This is a genomic window from Streptomyces sp. NBC_00273 (assembly GCF_036178145.1).
Lineage (GTDB): Bacteria > Actinomycetota > Actinomycetes > Streptomycetales > Streptomycetaceae > Streptomyces.
Window position 1 is genome coordinate 5,108,243 of sequence record NZ_CP108067.1, and the last position, 23,069, is coordinate 5,131,311.

General features: G+C 70.8%; 21 protein-coding genes. 9 read left to right on the forward strand and 12 right to left on the reverse strand.

The genetic code is table 11. The annotated features are described in order from the left end of the window. Positions 1-164: 164 nt before the first annotated feature. A complete protein-coding gene (locus OG386_RS22395; protein ID WP_328789622.1) occupies positions 165-1,649 on the forward strand; it encodes an NB-ARC domain-containing protein in 1,485 nt (494 codons plus the stop codon). Between the two features lie 23 nt (positions 1,650-1,672). On the opposite strand, the gene OG386_RS22400 is transcribed toward OG386_RS22395, so the two are convergent. From OG386_RS22400 to OG386_RS22455, 12 genes are read right to left on the reverse strand one after another with little or no spacing between them, the layout of a single operon-like run. After that, positions 1,673-2,650 (reverse strand): MmcQ/YjbR family DNA-binding protein, encoded by a 978-nt coding sequence (locus tag OG386_RS22400; protein ID WP_328789623.1) that lies wholly within the window; start codon positions 2,648-2,650, stop codon positions 1,673-1,675. Positions 2,651-2,679: 29 nt separating this feature from the next. After that, positions 2,680-3,825 carry an NAD(P)/FAD-dependent oxidoreductase gene (locus OG386_RS22405; protein WP_328789624.1) on the reverse strand — a complete coding sequence of 382 codons (1,146 nt, stop codon included), beginning with the start codon at positions 3,823-3,825 and terminating at the stop codon, positions 2,680-2,682. A 36-nt stretch (positions 3,826-3,861) separates the two neighbouring features. Then, positions 3,862-5,124 carry an ATP-grasp domain-containing protein gene (locus tag OG386_RS22410; protein WP_328789625.1) on the reverse strand — a complete coding sequence of 421 codons (1,263 nt, stop codon included), beginning with the start codon at positions 5,122-5,124 and terminating at the stop codon, positions 3,862-3,864. A gap of 5 nt (positions 5,125-5,129) precedes the next feature. Next, the gene (locus OG386_RS22415) at positions 5,130-5,633 is read right to left on the reverse strand and encodes a YbaK/EbsC family protein (protein WP_189738080.1); all 504 of its coding nucleotides are present in this window, start codon (positions 5,631-5,633) and stop codon (positions 5,130-5,132) included. After that, complete coding sequence (locus OG386_RS22420) at positions 5,633-7,411, reverse strand: ABC transporter substrate-binding protein (RefSeq protein ID WP_328789626.1); 1,779 nt, start codon at positions 7,409-7,411, stop codon at positions 5,633-5,635. The genes OG386_RS22415 and OG386_RS22420 overlap by 1 nt, the downstream gene beginning before the upstream one ends. Then, positions 7,408-7,743 (reverse strand): hypothetical protein, encoded by a 336-nt coding sequence (locus OG386_RS22425; RefSeq protein WP_327384315.1) that lies wholly within the window; start codon positions 7,741-7,743, stop codon positions 7,408-7,410. Before OG386_RS22425 ends, OG386_RS22420 begins: the two co-directional genes overlap by 4 nt. Continuing rightward, positions 7,740-8,564, reverse strand: a complete 825-nt coding sequence (gene ddaH, locus OG386_RS22430) for a dimethylargininase (RefSeq protein WP_328789627.1) — start codon at positions 8,562-8,564, stop codon at positions 7,740-7,742. The genes OG386_RS22425 and ddaH (OG386_RS22430) overlap by 4 nt, the downstream gene beginning before the upstream one ends. Continuing rightward, complete coding sequence (locus tag OG386_RS22435) at positions 8,557-9,810, reverse strand: ATP-grasp domain-containing protein (RefSeq protein WP_328789628.1); 1,254 nt, start codon at positions 9,808-9,810, stop codon at positions 8,557-8,559. Before OG386_RS22435 ends, ddaH (OG386_RS22430) begins: the two co-directional genes overlap by 8 nt. 14 nt (positions 9,811-9,824) lie before the next feature. Then, a complete protein-coding gene (locus OG386_RS22440) occupies positions 9,825-11,147 on the reverse strand; it encodes an MFS transporter (RefSeq protein WP_328789629.1) in 1,323 nt (440 codons plus the stop codon). Between the two features lie 15 nt (positions 11,148-11,162). Further along, on the reverse strand, positions 11,163-12,782 hold the full coding sequence (locus OG386_RS22445) for a class I tRNA ligase family protein (protein ID WP_328789630.1): 1,620 nt from the start codon (positions 12,780-12,782) through the stop codon (positions 11,163-11,165). After that, complete coding sequence (locus OG386_RS22450) at positions 12,779-13,147, reverse strand: cupin domain-containing protein (RefSeq protein WP_328789631.1); 369 nt, start codon at positions 13,145-13,147, stop codon at positions 12,779-12,781. Before OG386_RS22450 ends, OG386_RS22445 begins: the two co-directional genes overlap by 4 nt. 54 nt (positions 13,148-13,201) lie before the next feature. Further along, positions 13,202-14,512, reverse strand: coding sequence for a SidA/IucD/PvdA family monooxygenase (locus OG386_RS22455; RefSeq protein WP_328789632.1), 1,311 nt, complete (start codon positions 14,510-14,512; stop codon positions 13,202-13,204). A gap of 318 nt (positions 14,513-14,830) precedes the next feature. On the opposite strand from OG386_RS22455, the gene ddaH (OG386_RS22460) reads away from it, so the two are divergent. From ddaH (OG386_RS22460) to OG386_RS22495, 8 genes are all read left to right on the forward strand, one after another. After that, complete coding sequence (gene ddaH / locus OG386_RS22460) at positions 14,831-15,697, forward strand: dimethylargininase (RefSeq protein ID WP_384834473.1); 867 nt, start codon at positions 14,831-14,833, stop codon at positions 15,695-15,697. Between the two features lie 107 nt (positions 15,698-15,804). Beyond that, the gene (locus OG386_RS22465) at positions 15,805-16,359 is read left to right on the forward strand and encodes a methylated-DNA--[protein]-cysteine S-methyltransferase (RefSeq protein WP_328789633.1); all 555 of its coding nucleotides are present in this window, start codon (positions 15,805-15,807) and stop codon (positions 16,357-16,359) included. 32 nt (positions 16,360-16,391) lie between these two features. Continuing rightward, positions 16,392-17,147, forward strand: a complete 756-nt coding sequence (locus OG386_RS22470; RefSeq protein ID WP_328789634.1) for a 2OG-Fe(II) oxygenase — start codon at positions 16,392-16,394, stop codon at positions 17,145-17,147. A gap of 288 nt (positions 17,148-17,435) precedes the next feature. Further along, the gene (locus OG386_RS22475; RefSeq protein WP_328793316.1) at positions 17,436-18,521 is read left to right on the forward strand and encodes a 50S ribosomal protein L11 methyltransferase; all 1,086 of its coding nucleotides are present in this window, start codon (positions 17,436-17,438) and stop codon (positions 18,519-18,521) included. Positions 18,522-18,592: 71 nt separating this feature from the next. Beyond that, entirely contained in the window at positions 18,593-20,008 is a 1,416-nt protein-coding gene (locus tag OG386_RS22480; protein WP_328789635.1) for an iron-containing redox enzyme family protein, read from the forward strand. After that, positions 19,999-20,373 (forward strand): Rieske 2Fe-2S domain-containing protein, encoded by a 375-nt coding sequence (locus tag OG386_RS22485; protein WP_328789636.1) that lies wholly within the window; start codon positions 19,999-20,001, stop codon positions 20,371-20,373. Before OG386_RS22480 ends, OG386_RS22485 begins: the two co-directional genes overlap by 10 nt. 123 nt (positions 20,374-20,496) lie before the next feature. After that, entirely contained in the window at positions 20,497-21,747 is a 1,251-nt protein-coding gene (locus OG386_RS22490) for an ATP-grasp domain-containing protein (protein ID WP_328789637.1), read from the forward strand. Then, positions 21,744-23,030 carry an MDR family MFS transporter gene (locus OG386_RS22495; RefSeq protein WP_328789638.1) on the forward strand — a complete coding sequence of 429 codons (1,287 nt, stop codon included), beginning with the start codon at positions 21,744-21,746 and terminating at the stop codon, positions 23,028-23,030. Before OG386_RS22490 ends, OG386_RS22495 begins: the two co-directional genes overlap by 4 nt. The last annotated feature ends 39 nt before the right edge of the window (positions 23,031-23,069 follow it).

A 23,069-nucleotide genomic window follows, 5' to 3' on the forward strand; every position in this document is an offset into this window, starting at 1 on the left:
CCCCCAAATGAACAAGACCCCTGGCCAGGTCATGTCAGCCGGATCATAGGGGTTACCCCTCGCACGCGGTAAGCATCCGGTAGCAGATCAGGAAGGGCGACACGGACAGTTCATGGGCGGCCCGGAGCAGGCAGCACACGGAGCGAGTACCGAAGGAGCAGGCTGTGGGAAGACTGGAGAGACCGCTGGCCCCCGATGCCGGACCAGTCACCGCGTTCGCCCGGGAGTTGCGCAGGCTGCGGACCGCGGCCGGCAGTCCCGGCTACCGCGACATGGCCACTCGTGCCATGTTCTCCGCGTCCGTGCTCTCCGACGCGGCCGCCGGATACCGCCTCCCGACGCTTCAGGTGGCCCTCGCCTTCGCCGAGGCCTGCGGCGGTGACCGCGCCAGCTGGGAGCGCCGCTGGCACGAGGCGGCACGCGCCGACGGGGACGACGGAACGGCCCGTCCGGCGGTCAAAGCCGTGCAGCAGCACCAGGAGAACGAGCTGCGCGCGGCCGACGTACGCGCCGTGCTGCCGCCCCCGTCACAGCTTCCGATGGAGGCTCGTCCCCTGGTGGGACGGCGTGAGCTGCTCCAGCGGGCCCGGGCCCTGACCGCCCCCTCGTACGGCGAGCAGCGCCCCGCGACCCCCTTGGTGATCAGCGGTCAGGTGGGCGTGGGCAAGACGGCCTTCGCCCTGCGGCTCGCCCACGAACTCGCCGTGAACCTGCCCGACGGGCAGCTCTACGCGAACCTCGACCCGGCCGCGGACGGACGCAAGGACGCCGCCGGAATCGCGGGCGGTTTCCTGGAGGCGCTCGGCATCCCCACCGACCGGATCCCGAACGATCCCGGTCAAAGAATTGGCCTGTACCGGTCGCTCCTGAACCGGCGGCGGCTGCTCGTGGTGCTGGACGGCGTCCAGCACGAGCGGCAGATCCGGGAACTCCTCGTCGCGGCGCCCGAGAGCCGCATCATCATCACTAGCCGATCGCGGCTACTGGGCCTCGACGGAATTGGCCGGATCCGGCTCCCCGCACTGGACCGCGACGAGTCGATGGAGCTGCTCGCCCAGCTCCTCGGCGGCGACCGGGTCGGCAGCGAGCCGCGCGCCTGCCTGCGCCTCGCCGACGCCTGCGGGGACCTGCCGCTGGCGCTCAACCTGGCCGGCCGGCGCATCGCGGCCCGACCCGAGTGGATGCTCCAGGACTCCGTGTCCGAGCTGCTCGGGGACGGGCCGGGCGGGCCGGACGGACCGGGCACGCAGCTGGCACCCGGCCGCTTCCTGGGCCGGCTGCAGATCGGGGACGACGCGTTGAGCAACCGCCTCGACAGCGCCTACCGGCTGCTGACCCCGTGGGCGCGGCTGATGCTGCGCCAGTTCGCCGGGTCCGACAACCCGCCCTCCGTGGACAACGTGGTGTACGAGTCCGCGGACGCGCTCGCCGTGCTGGTCGAACGGTCCGCGCAGCCGGTGGAGGACCTCCTCGAACGGCTCCTCGACGCGGGGCTGCTCGACCACTCCGACCTGCCGGGGCAGTACGGACTGACGCCGATGGCCCGGGCGTACGCGCTGACCCAGCCGGACCCGACGGAGGAGGACCCGGCGCCCGTGTCCGCGCCCGCGGCGGCGCGGGGCCAGGCGCACGTGCGGCAGCCCAGGTAGGGGGTCCTGTCGGTCGGGCCGGATCAGGCAGCGTGGGTGATCGTCACGTAGAGGTGCTCGTCGAGGATCTTGGCGAGGGACACCCCGGGCCGGCCGATCTCGGCGCACAGGGCCGCCTCGTCCAGACCGCCGCCCTCCTCCAGCGCCGTACGCGCCCAGCTCCGGCCGAGCTCCAGGTGGCGGGCGAAGGCGGCCCCGTCCCGGACCCCGTGCAGCCGCACGGCGATGGCCGCGTCCCACGGCATGACCGAGTCGGGCCGCAGTGCGTACAGCGCCTTGGCCGCGGCGGTCGGGCCGAGGCTGCGGCGGCCGATCGGCAGCGCCGCCAGTTCCTCGTAGGCGGCGGCGAACCGGGAGATCTCCCGCGGGGTGAGCCGGGCCAGCGGTGCGTGCGCCAGCGCGTGCCGCCCCCACCATGCGGCGAGCCCCGCGCCGAAGGCGTCGGGCTCGCCCTCGCGCGGGTAACGGATGCGGCAGCCCCAGGAGTTCAGCCAGCGGTGCAGGGCGCTGCGGTGCGCGGCGAGCGAGAGGTCGAGGGCGCCGCCGGTCTCCTCGCGCAGCGCCTGCCAGCTCCGGTCCACGCCCGCGAAGCCGTTGAACACCTCCGCCGAGGCCCGCAGTTCGGCCAGGGAGGGCGCGGGCGGGAGCGGCGGCGCGGCCGGCGGGTCCAGGTGGGCTCGGGCGACCTTGGCGGGCACCACCATCCGCCAGGCCTCGGTGACCAGCTCCGTCAACTCTCCTTCGTCCAGGGCCGCGAGGCGGGCCTCGACCCAGTGGAAGCGCAGATCGGACGTGCGGGGCAGGAAGAACTTCTGCGGCTCGGCGGCGACGAGCGCCGCCCGCTCCTCCTTGGGGAAGGCGAAGCCGAGTTCGCTCTCGTCCGGGGACAGGGCGAGATAGACGATCTTGCCGATCCGGAACTTCACCCGGTCCCGGATCAGGTGCTCCTCGGTCCTCGGCAGACCCATCGCGAGCCGCCGTACGTCGTCCACCGTTGCCACGGCACGCTCCTTGCGCATCCGGCCGCCGCTCACAGCCCCGCGAGCTGCGGGGTGTGGACGTCCAGCGGCGGCCCGTCGAGCGCACCGAGGCCGATCAGCGACGGAGTCCTGCCGATCAGCCGGTCGGCCAGCGACCGCGCGATGAGCGGCGCGAACTTGAAGGATGTGCCACCGCAGGCCGCGTACGCGAATCCCGCGCCGCCCAGGGCGACCAGCAGCGGGCCGCCCGTCGGAGAGAAGGCCGAGTAGTAGGCGTCCTTGGCCGCGGTGACCCAGGCCGGTCCGAAGCCGGGGAGGATGTCGCCGAACTCCTTCTCCAGCTTGCGCTGCCAGTACGGGTCGGTGGCGTAGTCGGTGATCGCGTCCACCACCCGGCAGGCGGTGGCCGAGGTCAGTTTGAGTGCCGTGCCCGCCACCGGGGGGATCAGCCAGGCTCCGCCCTCGGTGCCCAGGGCCGGTATGGCCGGAGTGGCCGCCCAGGCCTGCGACTGTTGCCGGGGCACCCGGCAGTACAGGAGGGACTGCCGGTACAGGGTCAGTTGCTCGGAGAGGCTCGGCGGCAGCAGGTCCCGGGACCAGGGGCCCACGGCCACGAGCACCGCGTCGCTGCGCAGCACCCGCCCGTCCACCAGCCGTACGCTGCCGCTCTCGCCGTCGACGGCGGTCACGGCCCGGTGCTCGATCAGCTCGATGCCCCGCTGCCACTTCAGCCAGCCGACGCAGGCGGCGAGGACCCGTTCGGCGAGCAGCACGCCCGCCTCGTCCTCCAGTACCGCGCCGAGGCCGCCGCCCACGTGCAGGTGCGGATAGCGGTCGGCCAGGCCGGCCGCCGTCAGTTCCCGGGCGTGGCCGCCTGCGTCGGCGAGCATCGCCGCCGCGTCCGTCGCGGCCGCGGGCGGCAGCACGGTCAGCGAGCCGACCTGCTCGTAGAACCGCGTCAGGAACAGTTCTTCCAGTTCGACCCAGCGGCGGTGCGCACGCAGCGCGGCCGCCGTGGTCCGCGGATCCGCCGGGTGCAGGGCCCGCAGGATCCGGTGCTGGTCGAAAGAGGTGGCTCTGCTGTGCGGGATGGGGCCTTGGTCCACGACCGTGACCTTGTGTCCGTCGAGCACGCACTCGACCGCCGTGAGCAGGGCGATCACTCCGCCGCCCACTACCGTCACCCTCGTCGACATCACACACCTCCCTTCAGTTTTCGTTGGGCCGACGGATCAGCTGTCGAGGACGATCGTGGTCAGTGCGGCCGCCTTGGCGAGGGACTCCTCGCAGCTCAGGAAGTCGTCTCCGGCGCAGATCAGGTTGGCGTAGCGGCTGAGGTAGCCCTCGGGCGGCAGCAGCAGCGTCACCCCGGGCGCCACCATCACGTTCGTCTCCAGCAGCCCCGGTACGTCCGAGGGGGCCGGTACGTCGACCGAGCGGACCGTGCCGTTCTCCGGCGGGTACAGGAAGCGGATCCCTACGGTGCGGGACTCGGTCGGGGTCCACTCGGGGCGGACGCCGGCGGCCACGTCCGCGGCCAGCTCCCCGGGCTCCACGCCGGTGGCGAGGCTGCCGAGGTAGGGGATGAGGTCGCCGCCGAGGCGGGCGTTCACCTCGATGATCACCGGGCCGCGGGTGGTGAGCTTCACCTCCGTGTGCGTGATCCCGTAGCCGATGCCCAGTTCCCGGTGGGCGTCCCGGAGGACGCCGAGCAGTTCCTCGTCGGCGAGCAGCGGGTCGGTGGCGCTGACCACGTGGCCGGTCTCCTCGAAGTAGGGCGCGAGGCCCACTTCCTTGTGCGCGAGGAAGAGCGGGGTCCAGGCACCGTCGAAGACCACTCCGTCGATGCTGATCTCGGGGCCCATGACGCACTCCTCGACCAGCACCCCGCCCTCGTAGTCGCTGTTCCCGCCGCGGCTGGCGGCGTCGGCGACCTCGAAGGCCGCCCGCACCCCTTCCGGGCCGTCGACCCGGATGACGCCGATGCTCGCGCCCATGCCGCGGGGCTTGAGGACGACCGGGTAACCGAAGGAGTCGGCCGTGGCGAGGGCCGCCCCGGCGTCGGTCACGTAGGCGAAGTGCGGTTGGGGCAGTCCGGCGGCGGTCAGCAGCTGCCGGGTGCGGTGCTTGTTGCGGCAGTTGTCGGCGCCGCGGGAGGTCAGGCCCGGCAGTCCGAGCCGCTCGGCTATCAGGGCGCACGTCACCACGAGCGTCTCGTCGTAGCTGAACACGCCGACCACGCGGTGCTCGGCGGCCACCGCCTCGGCGGCCCTGATCAGCCCTTCCGTATCGGGCACGAGGCGTTCCCGGTCGAGCAGTTCCACCGTGGTGGAGCCGAGTACGTGACCCTCCTGCCAGGTGGGGTCCACCGCGTCCAGGATCCAGATCGGGCGGCGCCGGGCGGCGCCGGCGAGCAGGTACTCGCGGTAGGCGCGCTGTCCGCTGCCGACCAGGATCACCACGCCGTCTTCGGTCGTCTTGGCGTCATCCGTCATCTTCGTCACCTCGCGGAGTGGGTCAGGACCCGGTCGCCGGCCGTCGCGATCGCCGCGAGCTGCGGCTGGGCGATGGCCAGGTAGTCGGGGGTGGACAGGGCCACGGAACGGTCCAGGCGGGCCGCGTTGAAATAGATCTCTTCGGTGAGGATCAGGCCCTCGTCGACGACGAGGTGCAGATCGGGGTGGAAGCTGAGCGGCATCACCGTGCCGCAGACGCTGCCGGCCAGGCGTTCGGCGATCTCGGGCGTGGCGAACGCCGTCCGCCCGCCGCCGAACAGTGCGCCGACCGCCTCCAGGTCGACCTGCCGGTCACCGGGAACCACCGCGAGCACGTACTTGCCGACCCGCTTGGTGATGCTCACGCGGACGACGATGCACTTGGCGGCTTGCTCCAGCGGGTGGCCGCGCAGGACGCTCGCCAGGTCGGTCCGGCCCTCGGCCACGTGGTCGATCAGCCGGTAGCGGGCCTGATTGCTGTCGAGGAGGCCGATCAGTCGCTGGTACATCAGAGCACCTCGCCGACGTAGTGCCAGTCCTCGGGGTTGATCAGTCCGAAGGGGTTGATCGGAGCCACGCCCTTCAGGTCGTTGGCCACTTCCAGCAGGCGGAAGGGGAAGTTGGGCATCCAGATGACCGGGACCTGCTGCGCGATGTAGTCCTGGTAGGCGTAGAGGTCCTCGAGGTCGTCGCTGACCACGGTGCGGGCGATCAGCTCGTCCGCCGTCGGGTCGCTGTAGCTGCCGAAGTTCACCGAGGAGCCGGTCGAGTAGAGCGCCTCACCGGTCGGGTAGAAGCCGGGTCCGTAGCCCCAGCCGCCGTTCCAGTCGCTGAACTCCCACAGGCAGGGGCTGTCGGGGCCCGGGGTGCAGGTGGTGTCCTCCAGGACCAGGACGCTCGCCTCGACCTCGGTCAGCACGATCTCGATGCCCGCCCCGGCGGCGTCGGCGGCGAACTTTCGCATGACCGCGGTCAGCGTCTCGTGCCCCTGGGCGTACCGCATCGAGAACCGCAGCGGGGTGCCGGCCGGGATGCCCTCGCCCGCCTCTCCCGCTCCGGTGCCCTCGCGGATGCAGAGCGCCGGGGTGGTGCTGGTGTCCCAGCCGTTCTCGGTCAGGAAGGCGCGGGCCGCATCGACGTCGAAGGGGTACGGGTCTTCGTGCGCGGCGGGCGAGAGCAGCGGGCTGTCGGGCAGGGCCGGGATGGGCCCGGTGGTCGGGTAGCCGTAGCCCTTGTAGACGTCGCGGATGGCGCCCCGGGAATCGAGGCAGGACTGCAGGGCCTGGCGGAAGTAGAGCTGCTTGAAGATCTTTCCGGAAACGGTGGGGTTGTTGAAGTTGATCGGGAAGTAATGGATTTTGTAAGTGAGTTGGGGGACGAGGTCGTAGTGCTCGCCGAGCGGGTTGGGCCCGCCGACCAGCGGGTCGTCGGCCGGCTCGGCGACCTCGTCGAAGGGCAGGAAGCCGATCTGCACGCCGTCCTGGGCGCCGGGGCCGCGGCGGAGCATCTCGTACTGCTCGGTGTCCGAGCCGGTGGGCACCAGCCGGAACTCGTCCAGGTAGGGCTTGTTGGGGCCGGAATAGGTCTCGTTCGGCACCAGGACGGCCTCGCCCGAGACACCGTCGATCGTGTAACTGCTCAGCTTCCAGGGTCCGTTGACCACGCTCCAGACGGGGCTGGTGTCCCAGCTCTTGCGCTCGTCGTTGCAGGCCCGCAGGTAGGCGTAGACCGCGGAGGCCTGCGCCGGGTCGTGGGTGGCGTCGGCCGGCCGGTCGTCGGCGGTGCGGTCCCAGGCCTTCGGCAGCGGGGTGATGGTGCTGAACTGGTTCATCAGCACCCAGTTGTGCGAGTAGGCACGGTCGAAGGTGAAGCTGACCTTGTCCTCGGCGACCTTCTCGTAGCCGGTCAGGTTGTCGGGGAAGAAGCCCGGCGTGTACCCGCCGAAGCTGTCCTTCTCGGCCTCCAGGAGGTGCATCCACAGCATCACGTTGTCGGCGTTGACGCCCTCGCCGTTCGACCAGGCGTAGGGCTTGATCGTGATCGTCGCCGTGCGGCCGTCCTCGCTCCACACGGGCGGCTCGGCGAGGCTGCGCTCGTAGTCGACGGTCGGCTGGCCGCCGGTGCCGTACCAGTACAGCGGCCGGTACATCAGGGTCTGGAACTCGTGCAGGTTGGCCACCCCGTAGTACTCGCCCGGGGTGAAGGGGAAGATGAAGACCGGGCTGAAGCCGCTGGTGCAGGCCCAGGTCACGCTGCCCCCGCGGAGCGGGGTGGTGGGCGGGGTCATGTCCTTACCTCCTCCAGTGCGGATTCACCGCTGTCCGAGTGGGCTCCGTAGCGCTCCCAGCGCTCGTTGAGCCGGATCCGTCCGTCGTCCAGGAATTCGGGGGTGCTCCAGCACCGTCCTGCGACCACCTCGCCGTTCGCGAGGACCATCGTGTAGGCGAATTCGAGGTTCCCGTCGGGCTCCACGCGCCCGTTGAGCGAGCCCCTGCGGACCTCGCCCCCGTCGAAGTCGGCCCAGAGCAGGTCGCCGTCCTGGCGGTAGTGGCCGACGGGTGCGTCCTCGCCCGCCGGGTATCCGGTGTTGCGGAAACTTCTGCCGTCGTAATCGATCACGGGCGTCGTATCTCCTGAGTGATGCATTTGACCGCGCCACCGGCCTTCAGCAGTTCGGACATGTCCACTGCGTGCACCGCGAAGCCGCGCTCGCGCAGCTCGTCGATCAGGTGCGTGGCGGTCTCCGTCACCACCACGTTCAGTCCGTCGCTCACCGCGTTCAGGCCGAAGGCGTCGGCGTCTTCACGGGTGGCGAGGATCGCGTCCGGGTACAGCTCCCGCAGCACCTCCTGGCTCTCTTCGGAGAAGGCGGCGGGGTAGTACGCCACCAGGTCCTCGTCGAGGACGAACAGCGCGGTGTCCAGGTGGTAGAAGCGGGGGTCGGTCAGGGTCAGGCCGACCACCGGCAGGCCGAAGAACTCGGCGAGCTCCTCGTGCGCGCCGGGGTCGCTGCGGAATCCCGCGCCGGCCAGGATCCGCCGGCCGGCGGGGGCGAAGTCGCCCTCGCCCTCGTTGACGTACTGCGGGATGCGGATGTCGGTGTAGCCACGGGCCTCGAACCAGGCCCGGTGGGCGTCGGCCTCGGCCGCCCGCTCCTGGTGGCGGAACTTCGCGATCAGCACCTTGCCGTCGACCACGGTGGCTCCGTTGGCGGAGAACACCATGTCCGGCAGGCCCGGCACCGGGTCGATGGAGGAGACCTCGTGCCCGAACTCGAGGTAGAGGTCCCGGATCCGCTCCCACTGGGCGAGCGCCAGTGCGGCGTCCATGGGCTTCTCGGGGTTCATCCACGGGTTGATCGCGTAGGTCACCTCGAAGTGGGTCGGCCGGCACATCAGGTAGTGCCGCCGGGTCGCCGTGCGCCGCGGGGTCTCAGCCATGCTCCGGCCTCATCTCGGTGCGGATGCGGCCGGCCGCGACGTGCGCGGTGGTCAGCGCCTCCGTCAGGGAGGTGCCGGTGGCGCCGATGAAACCGAGGATGTTGTTGCCCGCCGGCGGGCGCTTGATGACGGTCCCCGCCGTGGCCGTGATCTTGAGGAAGAACAGCGCGGGGTCTTCGGCGACCTCGGTCGGCACCTCGATGGACTCGACCGTTCCCGCGCCGCTGATCAGGCACATCGCGGCGGTGTGCACACCGGTCGGCGCGTAGTGCGAGACGTCGGGCCGGATGCCGCGCGCCACGTCGGACACGCACCGGATGGGGTCGTGGCCGGCGCTGATCCGCGCCATGTGGTCGAGACCGCCGCCGCCGGGACGGATCGCTATCTCCAGGATGAAGGGCTTGCCCTGGTGGAACCTCACCTCGGCGTGCAGCACCGACCGGCGCAGTCCCTGGGCGTGCGCCGCGTCCCGGACCACCTCGTGGACCGCGGCGATCTGCTCGGGGGTCAGGGAGCTCGGGGCGTGGTGGACGTCGTCGTCGAAGGTCCCGCTCTCGACGGTGATCCGGTCCACGATCGAGCCGAGGTACACCTCGTCGTCCCAGGCCAGCGCCTCGATGAGGTGTTCGTGGCCGTCGAGGTAGCCCTCGACGATGATCCCGTTCGGGCCGAGGTCCAGTCCGTCGGCCTCCATCAGCGCCCAGGTCATGGTCTCGATGCCCGAGGTGGCGTCCGCGAAGCGGGCCCGCATCTCCTCGGGGTCGTCGACCTTGAACACGAAGTTGCTGGCGGCACCCAGGGTGGGCTTGAGGATCAGCGGGTAGCCGAGGTCCTCACCGGCCGCCAGGGCGGCCTCGACGTCGGGGGCGTAGCGGAAGCCGGGGTGCGCGGCGCTGCCGCGCTCGTGGGCCTGGCGCATCAGCAGCTTGTTGCGGCTGGTCCGGGCGGCTTCGAAGCCGATGCTCGGCAGTCCGAGCGCTTCGGCGACGACCGCCACCGTGACGACCCCGGACTCCGAGAAGGTCAGGACCCCCTCGAACTCCTCCTCCGCGTGCCAGACCTTGGCGGCGGTGACGATGTCCTCGATCTGCTTGGAGCCGGCTATCCGGTAGCGCTCGGCGGGCCAGAAGTCCTCGGTGCCCATGCCGTTGAGTACGTGCACCTCGGCCCCGAGGGCCTCGATCTGCTGGTAGCGCGAGACGTAGTAGGTGGCGTTCTGGCTGGCCTCGATGGCGAGCAGCTTCATCTGTGCTCCTCCCCTCAGACCTTGGCCGGGACGGGCTCGGCGGCTTCGGCGGCGGCCTCGGACACGGTCTCGGCGGCGGGCTCGGACACGATCTCGGCGGCGGCAGCGGCCTCGGCGGCCTCGGCGGCGGCGACCTCACGGTCGTGCTTGCGCAGCGAGAGGATGGTGAGGGAGGCGATGACGACGACCAGGGCGGAGAGGGCGTAGAAGCCGTTCTTCACGTTGGTGGAGTCGACCAGGAGCGAGATCAGGACGACGGCGGTGGTGCCGGCCGCGAGGCCGAAGGCGTTGGTGGCGCCGAAGACGAATCCCGTCTTCTCCTCGGGCGCCGCGCTCATCAGGGCGGTGCGGGCCGAGATGCGGGCCACGCAGAAGGCGATGGCGGCGAACGGGATGACGGCCATCATCGCGTAGAGGTGGACGGACTCCAGGGACAGCAGCACCGCGAAGGCGAGGTAGCCGATCAGGGCCGTCTTCAGCACCGTGGCCTTGGAGTTGATCTTCTTGAAGGCCCAGGCCGCGAACAGCGCGCCGATGCCGAACAGGGCGTCGACGATGCCGAGGTAGCCGGCGTTGGACTTGAAGCCGTCGATGACCAGGACCAGCATGATGCTGTTGCCGACGATGATGACGATGTTGCCGATGATGTAGAGCAGCGCGAGACGGGCCAGCGGCGGGCGGGAGCCGTCCTTGGCTGCCTTGGCGGCAGCAGCGGCCTTGGCCGCGGCCTCCGGGGCGCTGGTGCCGGCGCCGGCCGGACGGCGGCCGATGAAGAACAGCAGGGCGGCGGAGAGCAAGAACGTGATCGCGTTGAAGTAGAAGAGCGACGTGGTGCCGACCCAGACGATCACCCAGCCGCCGAGGGCCGCCGAGGCGAGCGTGCCGGCCTGGATGGCGATCTCGGCGTTGCCGTTGAACTGGGCGAGCCGGGACTCCGGGATGCGCTCCTTGATCAGGGCGTTGCTGGCCGGGAAGAAGAGGGCTGCGGAGATCGACAGGACGAAGCTGGCGACGTAGCTGACGGTCGAGGGGTTGCCGCCGAGGGCCAGCCAGACCGGCAGGGCGATCGCGGCGGCCGCGCTGGCCAGGTCGGAGATCATCGCCAGGGTGCGGCGGTCGAAGCGGTCGGCGAGCTTGCCGAAGAAGAGGGACAGCGCCACCTGCGGGATGGTGACGGCGATCATCAGCCAGCTGACCGCGAGCATGGTGTTGGACTCGGTGAAGACCAGGTAGGAGGCGGCGGTGAGCTGGATGCCGTTGCCCAGGTTGGTGATGAAGGTCGCGGGGATGAGCAGTCGTTCTGCCCGATTGGGACGGGGCGGGGCGATGGTGGACACAGTGCTCCTCGGAGGTCAGGCTCGGATGTCGGCCGGCTCGGCCACGGGCGCGAAGGCCAGGGCCGCGGTCGACAGGAGGGGGAGTCGCAGCGGAGCGACGGGGTCGGTCGGGAAGGCACCGGCCGGCAGGCTCAGATCGGCGCCGGCCCGCTCGGCACGGGCCGCGAGGTCGACGAGCAGCGGCGCGGCGCACGCGGTCAGCGTCCGGACGGCGAGGACCAGGTCGCCGAGGTCGCTCGGGATGCCCGGGGCCACCCGGTCCGCCTGCTTCAGCAGCCGGTCGAGGTGCACGACGATCAGGTCCGCGGCCCGGTGGAGGCTGAAGCTCTCCAGTTCGTAGTGGGAGCGGAACCGCTCGACGACGATCCCCGCCTCCTGCGCACCGGTCTCGGAGACCGGCAGCAGCGCGTCCGCCGGAACCCCCGCGAGTAGCTGCTCCAACCGACCCGCGAGGTGGTTCCACGGATCGACCAGCCGGGAGCTCGACAGGCTGTCCAGCGCCTCACGGCTGAAGTTCGTCCGGGAGTGCTCCGGCGCGGTGAGCGCCAGGTAGAAGCGCACCAGGTCGCGCGGTACCTCGGCCACCAGATCGGCGGCCCAGACCACGTGGCCCTTGCTCGTGGAGAACTTCTGGTTCTCCAGCTCGTAGAACTCGTTCGACACGATGGCGTGCGGCTCGACGTACCGGTCGCCGTGCGCCATCAGCAGGGCCAGGTGCGTCATGCCCCAGAAGTAGACGTTGTCGAATCCGAGGAAGTACACGAGGTCGATGCCGTGCTCGGACAGCCAGTGCTCGTCGAAGCGGTCGGTGTGCTCACCGAGCTGCTCGGCCGCGTACCAGGTGCAGTACATCGAGGCGGCCATGCCCTCGGCCCAGGCGTTGAGGACCTGGCCCGGCGTCTCGGTGAACGGCGCCGGGATGCCCCATGCGGTGGGGTAGGTGATCGGGAAGTCCGGCAGCGGGCGGTCCAGCGCCTCCCGGACGAGCTGCGCGGTGTGCGGGCGCAGCACGTCCCGGTGCCGGACGTAGTAGTCGGCGAGCCGGTCGCGGTACTCCTCCATCGGAAGCACGAGGATCTGCGCCTCGCGGTGGGTGACCACGGCGTCCGGGTCGACGGTGGAGCGGGGGCGCAGCAGTTCGTCGAAGTTGTTGGGGTGTCCACAGGACTCGCACAGTCCGCCGCGGCTCTCCACGAGGCACACCGGGCAGTCGCCGGCGACCAGACCCTCCATCAGGTACTCGCCGGTGGCCTCGACGTACGGCAGCAGCACCGTCTTGAGCCGGAAGGCCCCCTCGCTGTGGAGGTCGGTGACGAAGTCGATGACGGTCTGGCGGTAGCCCTTGTCGAAGGGGGCGAAGCCGTCGACGGAGACGCCGGCCGCCTCCAGGGTGGCGCGGATCTGGGTGGCGGAGCGCAGGGCCAGCTCCTCCGGGGTCAGACCGGCGCGGGCGGCGCTGGCCACCACGTAGGTCTGGCTGTCGTCGGTACCGCTGGTGAAGATCACCGGCCGGTCCGAGGCCCGCAGGTAGCGTGCGTACACGTCGCCCGCCAGGTACGGGCCCGCCAGGTGTCCGGTGTGCAGGTCCCCGTTCGGGGTGGGCGGCGGCGCGATGATGACCGTACGGCGTGTCATGCCTGGACTCCTTCGTGGCGGGCTGCGAACCGCTGGGTCATGTCGAGGTCCCACCAGACGCTGTACATCTCGAAGTCCGCGTCGGACTCGTTGATCACCCGGTGGTCGGAGCCGGGGGTGAAGTGGACGATGTCCCCGGTCGTGAAGGGCTTGCGGACGCCCTGCGACTCCAGGACGGCGGTGCCGGCGACGGCGATGAAGATCTCGTACTCGTGGTGGGCGTGTGCGGTCGATGCGGTGCCGGGGCGGATCACGCACCAGGACCCTTCGAACGGGGCGTTGAGCTCGGGCCAGGGCAGCAGCCGCTGCGCGTCGAGGCCGTTCTCGTGCGTCAGTCCTTCGCGGTCGAGTGGCTGGGTGAGCATGTGCTTCGGTCTCTCCTCGTCAGGCGGGTACGGCGCGTGTGGGGTGCGCGGGTCTCAGACCGCGCCGGCGAGAGCGAGCTCCCGCACGTCCGGGATCTCCACGGAACGGGTCCGGCGGTGCGCCAGGATGTCCTCGGTGATCTCGGCGGAGCGGCCCGCGAGCACGCTGAGCAGCGAGTCGGCGATGCCGTGGGTGGCCTCGTTGACGCCCTGCAGGTAGCAGGCGGCGGTCGCGGGGCGGCCGAGGTCGAGCCGGTAGTTGCGGCTGACGTTGATCTCCTCGACACCGATCGACTCCGCGAGGGCCTTGACCGCCCACGGCATCTCGCGGACGAAGCCGGTGCCCAGGAGCACCAGGTCCGTGCGCATCTCCCGCTCGGCGCCCGACTTGCGGTCGACGAGGGTCAGGACGACCTCGTCGCCGTCCATGCGGGCACCGGTCACGTCCGTCATGGCGTGCATGCCCAGGCGTTCCTGGCCGGAGCGGCGGTCCTGGTAGAACTGCCGGTACAGGCCGTCCAGGGTGGCGGGGGAGAGACCGCCGTAGTTGGAGCGGTACATCTCGCCGAGGAGCTGCTGGCGGGCCTCGGGCGAGGAGCCGTAGAACTCGTCGATGAAGGACGTGTAGTAGAGCTCGTTGGTGAACTTGCTGCTCTCGTAGCCGTTCAGACCGATGGAGCGCATGATCATCGTCGGCTTGCACTCGGGCAGGTCCCGCAGCGCGGCGCCGAACAGCTCGGCCGCGCTCTGCGCGCCGCCGATCACCGCGACGCGGTGCGGCAGGTCGGCCCGCACCCCGGCGATGCGCTGCGTGTACTGGGTGCTGTGGATGACGCGCTCGGCGGGCAGACCGTCGAACACGGCGGGGACGTGGGCGTCACGGCCCGCACCGATCACGAGGTAGCGGCAGCCGATGGTGTCGCCGTTGGCAAGGGTGACCAGCCAGCCGGCGACCTCGCCGTCGTCTCCCGTCACCGCCTCGACGCCGGCGCATTCGCGGCCGTATTCGACCTGCACCGTCTCCAGTTCATTGGCGACCCATTGCAGGTACTCGGATATCTCGCTGCGGTAAGGGACGAAACTCGCCAGGTTGACGAAGGCGTCGAGACGCGCCTGCGAGTGAAGGAAATTGACGAAGGAGAATCTGCTGCACGGATTGCGCATGGTGACCAGGTCCTTGAGGAAGGACACCTGGCTGAGCGCGTCGGGCAGCAGCATGCCCCGCTGCCACACGATGTCCTGCTCGCGCTCGATCAGCAGGGTGTCACCGGCCAGCTCGGGTGCGAGCTCCTCGACGGCGACCGCCAGCGCCAGGTTCGCCGGGCCTGCGCCGACTGCGAGCAGTTCGACATTGCGATGCGCCATGGAAGTACCTCCAGATGGAACAGGTGGACAGGTTCGTACGGTCAGGCAGGACGGTTCGCGTCCTTGCGTTGCCTCCCGGGTGATGACCACATTCCATGGCAGCGGCAGATTGCCCGGAAGCCGTCTCGGCCACGGACAATCAACTCGGCGACGGCCCTCGCGGGCGGGTTGATTGGCCGGTGTTCCCGACTACTTCCGGTCAACTCCGAGTGCCATTTCCATGGGTTCTCGTGATCAGTTGCGTCACACGCATCCGGCTGGCCGAACCATCCCTCGGGCAGCCGGGCTTCCATCGAAACCCCATGAGAAGGAGCCCTCGTGCCGCTCACCGAGCCCATCACCCCTGCCGGCGCGCTCTACCGTTCCGAGAGCCCCACACGGGTCGCCACGCGCCGACGTCTGCTGATGTGCCGGCCCCGGCACTACGACGTCACGTACTCGATCAACCCGTGGATGAACCCGCAGCACGCCACGGACAACGCGCTCGCCGTCAGCCAGTGGGAGGGCCTGCGCGACCTGTACCTCGAACTCGGCCACGTGGTCGAGGAGATAGACCCCATCGAGGGCCTGCCCGACATGGTGTTCGCGGCCAACGGCGCCACCGTCGTCGACGGCAAGGTCTACGGGGCCCGGTTCCGGCACGCGGAGCGCACCGCCGAGGGGCCCGCGTACCTGCGGTGGCTGGAGGGCCGCGGCTACACGGACACGCTGTGGCCCGAGTTCGTCAACGAGGGCGAGGGCGACATCCTCACCGTCGGCCGCCGCCTGCTGGCCGGTGCCGGCTTCCGTACGGACCCGCGCTCCCACCTGGAGGCGCAGGAGTTCTTCGGCCTCCCGGTCACCTCGCTGATGCTGGTCAACCCGGAGTACTACCACCTGGACACCGCGCTCTCCGTGCTGTCGGAGGACGAGGTCATGTACTACCCGGCCGCCTTCTCCCAGGGCAGCCAGGCCGTACTGCGCGCCATGTTCCCCACGGCGATCCTGGCCACCGCCGAGGACGCGGCCGTCTTCGGCCTCAACGCCTTCTCCGACGGCCGCCACGTGCTCCTGCCGGCCGCGGCCACCGGCCTGCACGCCAAGCTGCGGGCGCGCGGCTTCGAGCCGATCGGGGTCGAGCTCTCCGAGCTGCTCAAGGCCGGCGGCAGCGTCAAGTGCTGCACGCTGGAACTGCGCGATCGCTGACCGCGCAACCCTTTCGGCGGCGACGGTGTTTCTACCGTCGCCGCACGGCCCTGGCGGTGGGCCGGGTCGTGGCGAACGAAGACCATGACGAACGAAGGAGTCCCGCCATGTCGACCCCCGGTCCGCTCAGCGGTGCCAGCGCCACGGTGGCGGTCCATCCCACGCCCTTGGGACCGCTCGTGCTGGCGGCGACGGACGACGCGCTCGTGCTGTGCTGCTACGGCACCACCGAAGGAGCCGCGGAGCGCCTCGGCCGGGCCGGACTGCGCCCGGCCGGACCGGGGGAGGCGGGCGCCCCGGGCCAGAAGGTCCTGGACGAGGCCCGGGAACAGATCGACGCGTACCTGGCCGGTACGCGCCGGGACTTCACCGTCGCGACGGACCTGCGGCTCGCCACCCCGTTCAGCCGGCGCACGAACCTGATGCTGGCCGAGTTCGTCCCGTACGGGCGCACCGCGACCTACGCGGAGCTCGCCCGGGCCCTGGACCGGCCCGGCGCCGCGCGCGCCGTCGGCACGGCGCTGGGATCCAATCCGCTGTGCGTGGTGCTGCCCTGCCACCGGATCATCGGCTCCACGGGCAGTCTCAGCGGCTACGCGGGAGGACTGGAGGCCAAGCGCCATCTGCTCGCCCTCGAAGCCGCGACCGCGCCGGCCGCCTGAATCCGCCCTCCCCGCTGCAGAAAGCAGAGCATGTGAGCGCGTACGAGCCGTCCCAGCTCCCCGGCCTCGAACTGCCCGGCCCGGCCTTCGCCCCACCCGCGCCAGGGACCCTCGACTGGACGGGGCTGGCCGCGGAACTGAACGCCGAGGGGGTGGCGGTGACCCCGCCGCTGCTGTCGCCCGAGCAGTGTGCGCAGCTGCGGGACCTCTTCGACCACCCCACCGCCTTCCGCAGCACCGTGACCATGGCGCGGCACCGCTTCGGCGAGGGCCTCTACCGCTACTTCGCCTACCCGCTGCCCGAACTGGTCCAGGACCTCAGGGAGCGGCTGTACCCACCGCTCGCCCTGATCGCCAACGAGTGGGCGCGGCGTCTGGGGCAGCCGGCCTTCGCCCCCGACCACGAAGGACTGGTCGAGGCGTGCGCGGCCGCCGGGCAGCACCGCCCGACCCCCCTCCTGCTCCGGTACGGGCGGGGCGGCTACAACTGCCTGCACCAGGACGTCTACGGCGACCTGACCTTCCCGCTCCAGGTGGCGATCATGCTCGACCGCCCGGACGAGGACTTCACCGGCGGGGAGAGCGTGTTCGTCGAACAGCGCCCGCGCGCCCAGTCCCGCCCGCTCGTCAGGCGGCCGACCCAGGGCCAGGGCCTGATCTTCACGGTCGACCACCGCCCGGTGCGCTCGGTGCGCGGCTGGAGCCGGGTGACGTTGCGGCACGGCGTGAGCGCCGTCCTCAGCGGGCAGCGCCACGTGCTGGGCGTCATCTTCCACGACGCGCGCTAGGAATCGTCCTGGGGAACGTCTATGCCCGAAGGCGGCGGAATCCTCCGGTCCGAGGACCCGGTTTCTGCCGCCCCGTTCCAGCGGACCGGCGGAACACGCGGTTCCCGCGGGTCAGCGCCGCGTACGGCGCGCCCGCCCCCGGCGAGAACCGCCGCTCGCGCTGGAGTTCCGCTGGAGTTCCGCCCCACCGGGCTTCCGTACGGTCGCCTTGCGACGGAGCGCCGATCTTGACGAGCCGTCGTGCACCACGGCTGATCGGGCGGTCCAACGTGAGGAGCGGTGGCGAACATGCAGCACGTCCAGGGCGCACAGGTCGCGACATCAGGGCACGATCCCGGACCCGACGGTCCGAGCCTGTCGCTCAACAGCTCTCAACACCGGCTCATCACCGCGTCCCTGCAATCGCTGGCGCAGGAGATGAACGACATAGCCGAGCAGGCGTCCGCACTGCTCACGACGCCGGCGGGCGGTCCGTCCACCGATTCCGAGGTCTTCACCCGGATCGCCCGCAGAACCGTGCCCCGCTGGCACTTCGCGATGCTGAACGACACCGAGCGCAACGACGCCCTGGCCGGCGCCTTGGCCCGTGGCGTTCCGTCGGGAGCGACCGTGCTGGACATCGGCTCGGGGAGCGGGCTGCTCGCCATGGCGGCGGCCCGGGCGGGCGCGGCGCGCGTCATCACCTGCGAGATGAACCCGCTGCTCGCGGAGGTGGCCCGGCAGGTGATCGACGCCCACGGCTTCAGCGACGTCATCACGGTGATCGGAAAGCCGTCGACCGCGCTGGAGATCGGCCGTGACCTCGACGGCCCGGTGGACGTACTGGTCTCGGAAATCGTCGACTGCGGGCTCATCGGCGAGGGGCTGCTGCCGTCGATCCGGCACGCGCGCCGGCATCTGCTGAAGCCCGGCGGGATCATGTTCCCCTCCGCGGCCCGGATCCTCGGCCGGCTGGTCAGCAGCGAGGAGATCCTGCGGCTCAACCAGGTCACCACGGCCGGCGGCTTCGACGTGTCGCTGATGAACACGCTCTCAACCCGGGGCCACCTACCGGTGCGCCTGAGCACCTGGCCCCACCGGTTCCTGTCCGAGACCACCACGGTCGTCTCGTTCGACCTGGCCGAGGACCCCCTGGAGCCGGGCGAACGCCAGGTCGACCTCACCGCGAGCACCGACGGGGAAGCGCACGCCCTGGTCGTCTGGTTCGAGCTGGACATGGCGGCCGGCACCACGCTGACCAACTCCCCGGAGAACACCACGTCGCACTGGATGCAGGGCTGGGTCCCGCTGGAGAAGTCCGTCCAGGTGAAGGCCGGCGAGAGCGTCCCGCTCCGGCTCCGGTGGAGCGACTTCTCCCTCGGCGTGCACGTCTGACCGACCCCGCCGGCGGGCCCACCCCGTACCGCCGGCCGTACCTCCTGCGCATCCGGACCAAGGAGAACGCAATGAGTCACGCACCGCAGCACGTCCCGTTCGAACTCAGCGGCACCGAACTGCGCGACGCGATCGTGCAGTACGCCACGAACCCGATCTTCCTCGACAACCTGGACTGGCAGAACGACGACAACCCCTACCGTCGCCAGCTGCGCCCCCAGATCCTGCCGCACCTCGACTTCGACAAGGTGCCGGGCCGGGAGAACATCCTCGACTACACGAGCCTGGCCGTGCAGCGCCTGCTCACCTCCGTCTACGAGGCGGACCTGGTGTTCTTCCCCAAGTCCGGCCTGGAGGGCAAGGAGGAGGACTTCCGCGCGTTCTACAGCCCGGCCAACCGGGCGCTCGGGGAGCGAATACGTCCGGCTCTGGAGCGGTACGCCTTCGGTTTCCTCGACGACGAGGTCGAGACGTCCGGAAAGTGGACCAGGGCGAGCCTGGACAGCTACCTCGACTCGCTCGACATGGGCGGCGGCGAGGAGCTGTCACCCATCGAAGCGGCCGTCACCGGCTCGACCGACCCCGCGCGCGCCGCCCGCATGTGGCTGGTGCAGTTCGCCCCCGACTTCCTGTCCGAGGCGTCGCCGATGATGCGCAACGTCCTCGGCTACTACGGGCCGGTCCAGTCCGAGTGGTTCAAGGTCGTCATCGACGAGTACGGCTACGGCGTGCACGACACCAAGCACAGCACCCTCTTCGAGCGGACCCTGGAGTCCGTCGGCCTGAAGTCCGACCTCCACCGGTACTGGCAGTACTACCTCAACAGCAGCCTGCTGCTGAACAACTACTTCCACTACCTGGGCAAGAACCACGAACTGTTCTTCCGCTATGTCGGCGCCCTGTTCTACACGGAGAGCTCGCTGGTCGACTTCTGCCGGCGGGCCGACCGCCTGCTGCACGGCGTCTTCGGCGATTCGGTCGACACCACCTACTTCACCGAGCACGTCCACATCGACCAGCACCACGGCCGCATGGCGCGCGAGAAGATCATCGCGCCGCTCATCGAGGCGCACGGCGAGGGGATCATCCCCGAGATCGTCCGCGGCATCGAGGAGTACCGGGTGCTCCTGGAGGTCGCCGACAAGGACTTCGTCGCGCAGATCTCCTGGATGGACGACCAGCCGGAGCTCAAGAAGCTGCACGGTCCCGTCTACGAGGCGATCAAGGAGGGACGGGTCCAGGTGCCGGTGGCGCACCTGGTCGAGCCGTTCAACGAGCTGTCGAACACGCACTGCCACGAGGGCGACGAGCTCTGCCACATCGTCTCCGGCACCATGCGCTTCGAGAGCGGGCTCGGCTCCTCGCTGACGCTGGAGGCGGGAGAGGGGGTCGTCATCCGGCGCAACCGGCTGCACGGCGCCGACATCCTGTCCGAGGAGTGCGTCTACGAGATCCACTCGGTGGGGGATTACCGCAAATGCCTGTAGTGAGCTTCCCCGTCGCGGGGCGGGAGAACTGCGTGGTCGTCGCCGGGACGGCCTACGTGTACGCCACGGTCGGCGGCCGCGGCTTCGTGATGAACGCCTCGTGCCCCCACCGCGGCGGTCCGCTCCACCTGGCCGGTGTGACGCCGGACGCCGGCCGGCTCATCTGCCCCTGGCACGACCGCAAGACGTCCGCGGCGCGGCTGCGGGCCGAGATCCCGGCCGTACGGACCGGCAGCCGGGTCACGGCGGTCTTCCCCGACCGTCCCGCCCGCGCCGCCGCGGCCACGGCCGGCGTCTGCGGCGGCACGAGCCGTGAGTACCGGCCATTGTCGGCCGAACTCGCCCGCCCGGGTGCGGCGGTCTGATCCCATCCCGTTGCACCCGGCGTCGGACATCCGGCGCCGGGTGCAACGGCCTGCACCGACCCGGTGTTCTACAGGTGGCGGCGCACCGGCCGAAGGCATCACGACGAACGAGGAGTGTGGACCATGGCGTGGGACGGCGAGAAGCCGCTTCTGTTGCTGATCGGAAGCAGCGGTCAGCGCAGCAGGGAGTTCATTCTGCGGACGGTGAGCACGCGTTACGCGTTATGGCTCCTCCAGCCCGCTCCGGTGAGCTGGGAAGAGCCGTACGTCGTGGGCTCCACGACCGTGGACAACACCGACCCAAAGGCGCTGACGGCAGCCGCCCGGCAGGTGGCCGCCGAGCACGCCGTGGCCGGCGTGTTCTGCTACGACGAGGGGCTCGTGACCCCCGCCGCGCACGTGGCCCGGGCACTCGGGCTGCCGGGCAACTCCCCCGAGTCCGTCATCGCCTGCCGGGACAAGGCCGCCACCCGGGCCGCGCTGGAGACGGCCCGGGTGCCGCAGCCGGCCTCGATCGGCGTACGGTCCCTGGCCGAGGCCCGGGCGGCGGCGGAGAAGATCGGCTTCCCCGTCGTGCTGAAGCCGCGCGGGTTGGCCGGCGGGATGGGCGTGCGCAAGGCCGACGGCCCCGATGACGTGGAGAGCGCCTACCGGGCGGCTTCCGGCGCCTCCTACCCCGGTGTTCCCGTCTTCGACGTGTCGGTGCTCGTCGAGGAGTTCGCCGACGGCCCCGAGATCAGCGTCGACGCGGTCTTCTTCGACGGGGAGTGCGTGCCGCTCGTCGTCGCCCGCAAACAGGTCGGCCTGGCCCCCTTCTTCGAGGAGACGGGGCACGAGGTCGACGGGGCCGACCCGCTCCTGACCGATCCCGGGCTGCTGGAGGCGCTGCGGTCCGCACACGCCGCGCTGGACTTCCACACCGGCGTCAGCCACACCGAATTCCGCATCACCGCCGGCGGACTGCGCCTGATGGAGGTCAACGCCCGCCTCGGCGGGGACATGATCCCCTACCTCGGGGAGCTGGCCACCGGTGTCGACGTGGCGATGGCGGCGGCGGACACCGCCGCGGGGGTCCGTCCGGACACCGAGGTGCGCCACCGCAAGGCCGCGGCCATCGCCTTCCTGTACCCGGACGAGGACATCGAGATCGATGCCGTGACCGTCCACGAGGACCGCTTCCCGGCCGGTGTCCACAGCGCCGACGCGATGGCGGGCCCCGGCGCGGTGCTGCGCCTGCCGCCGCGCGGCTACATCTCCCGCTACGCCCGCGTGATCGCCCTCGCCGACTCGGTCGAGCAGGCCCGCGCCGCCCTGCTGAGCGCCCCCGAGATCGTGGAGCTCGTCTCCCGCCCGGCGGAGGTACCCGCTCCGTGACGAACACCGGACACGACTCTCCGGAGGGCCGCAAGGCCGCCCGGCCGTCCGTCGTACAGACCCTGCGCGGGATCCCGGGACCGATCTGGCTGGTCCTGGTCGGCATGCTGATCAACCGGCTGGGCAATTTCCTCCAGATCTACCTGGTGCTCTACCTGACCGACAAGGGCTTCAGCACGTCCGCGGCCGCCTTCGCCCTCGGTGCGTACGGGGTGGGCTCGGTCGTCGGCGTCCTGGCGGGCGGCTCGATCTCGGACCGGGTCGGCTACGCGTGGACCATCGTCGGCTCCATGGCCCTCGCCGGCCTGCTCACCCTCAGCCTGGTCCACCTCGACAGCCTGCCGGTGGTAATCACGGTGGCCGCGGTGATCGGCATCGCCGCCCAGGCCTACCGGCCCGCCTCCTCGGCGCTGCTGGTGGAGTCCACCCCAGAGGAACACCACGTGATGGTGTTCGCGGTCTACCGCATGGCGTTCAACCTCGGCACCACCGCGGGCCCGCTCCTCGGCGCCCTGCTCATCAGCTACTCGTACGACCTGATGTTCTACATCGACGCGGTGACGTCGGTCGGCTTCGCCCTCTTCGCCCTGGTCCTGGTGAAGTCCGGCCAGCGCACCGGTCCCGGCGCCCGGGATCCGCAGGCCGACGGCCGGTCGTACCTGGCCGTGCTCCGCGACCGTCGCTACCTGCTGTTCCTCCTGGCGCTGTTCCTCAACGCCGTCGTCTACATCCAGCACACCTCCGCGCTGCCGCTCCAGCTCAAGGCGGACGGCCACGGACCGGCCTTCTACTCCACCCTGCTCTCGCTGAACGCGGCCATGGTCATCTGCCTGGAACTGCTGTTCACCAAGTACGTGCAGCACCTCCCGGGTCGGTTCGCCGTCGCACTGGGCGTCGGTCTGGTCGGCGTCGGCATGAACCTGTACGTGGCCGGTCCCGGCATGGCCGTGTTCGTGATCGCGACGGTGGTGTGGACGGTCGGCGAGATGATCGGCACCCCGACCGCCTCCGCCTGGCCCGGCAAGGTCGCCCCCGCGCACCTGCGGGGCCGGTACATCGCGGCCTCCGCCTTCCCGATGCAGATCGGCTACGCGGTGGGCCCGGTGATCGGCATCGCGGCCTGGCAGGCCTCGGCCGCCTCCGTGTGGTGGCTGTGCGGAGCGCTGACCGCCGTCGCCGTCGTCGTCACCCTGATCGGCATGGCCGAACCCTCCGCCGGCGAGCAGCGGCGGCCCGCGGACGCCGAGCCGGCGGCCGCGCCGACGCCCGCCGAAACACCCTGAGCCCCCTCCCCCGTGCCGCGGTTGCCCGGCACGCAGTGA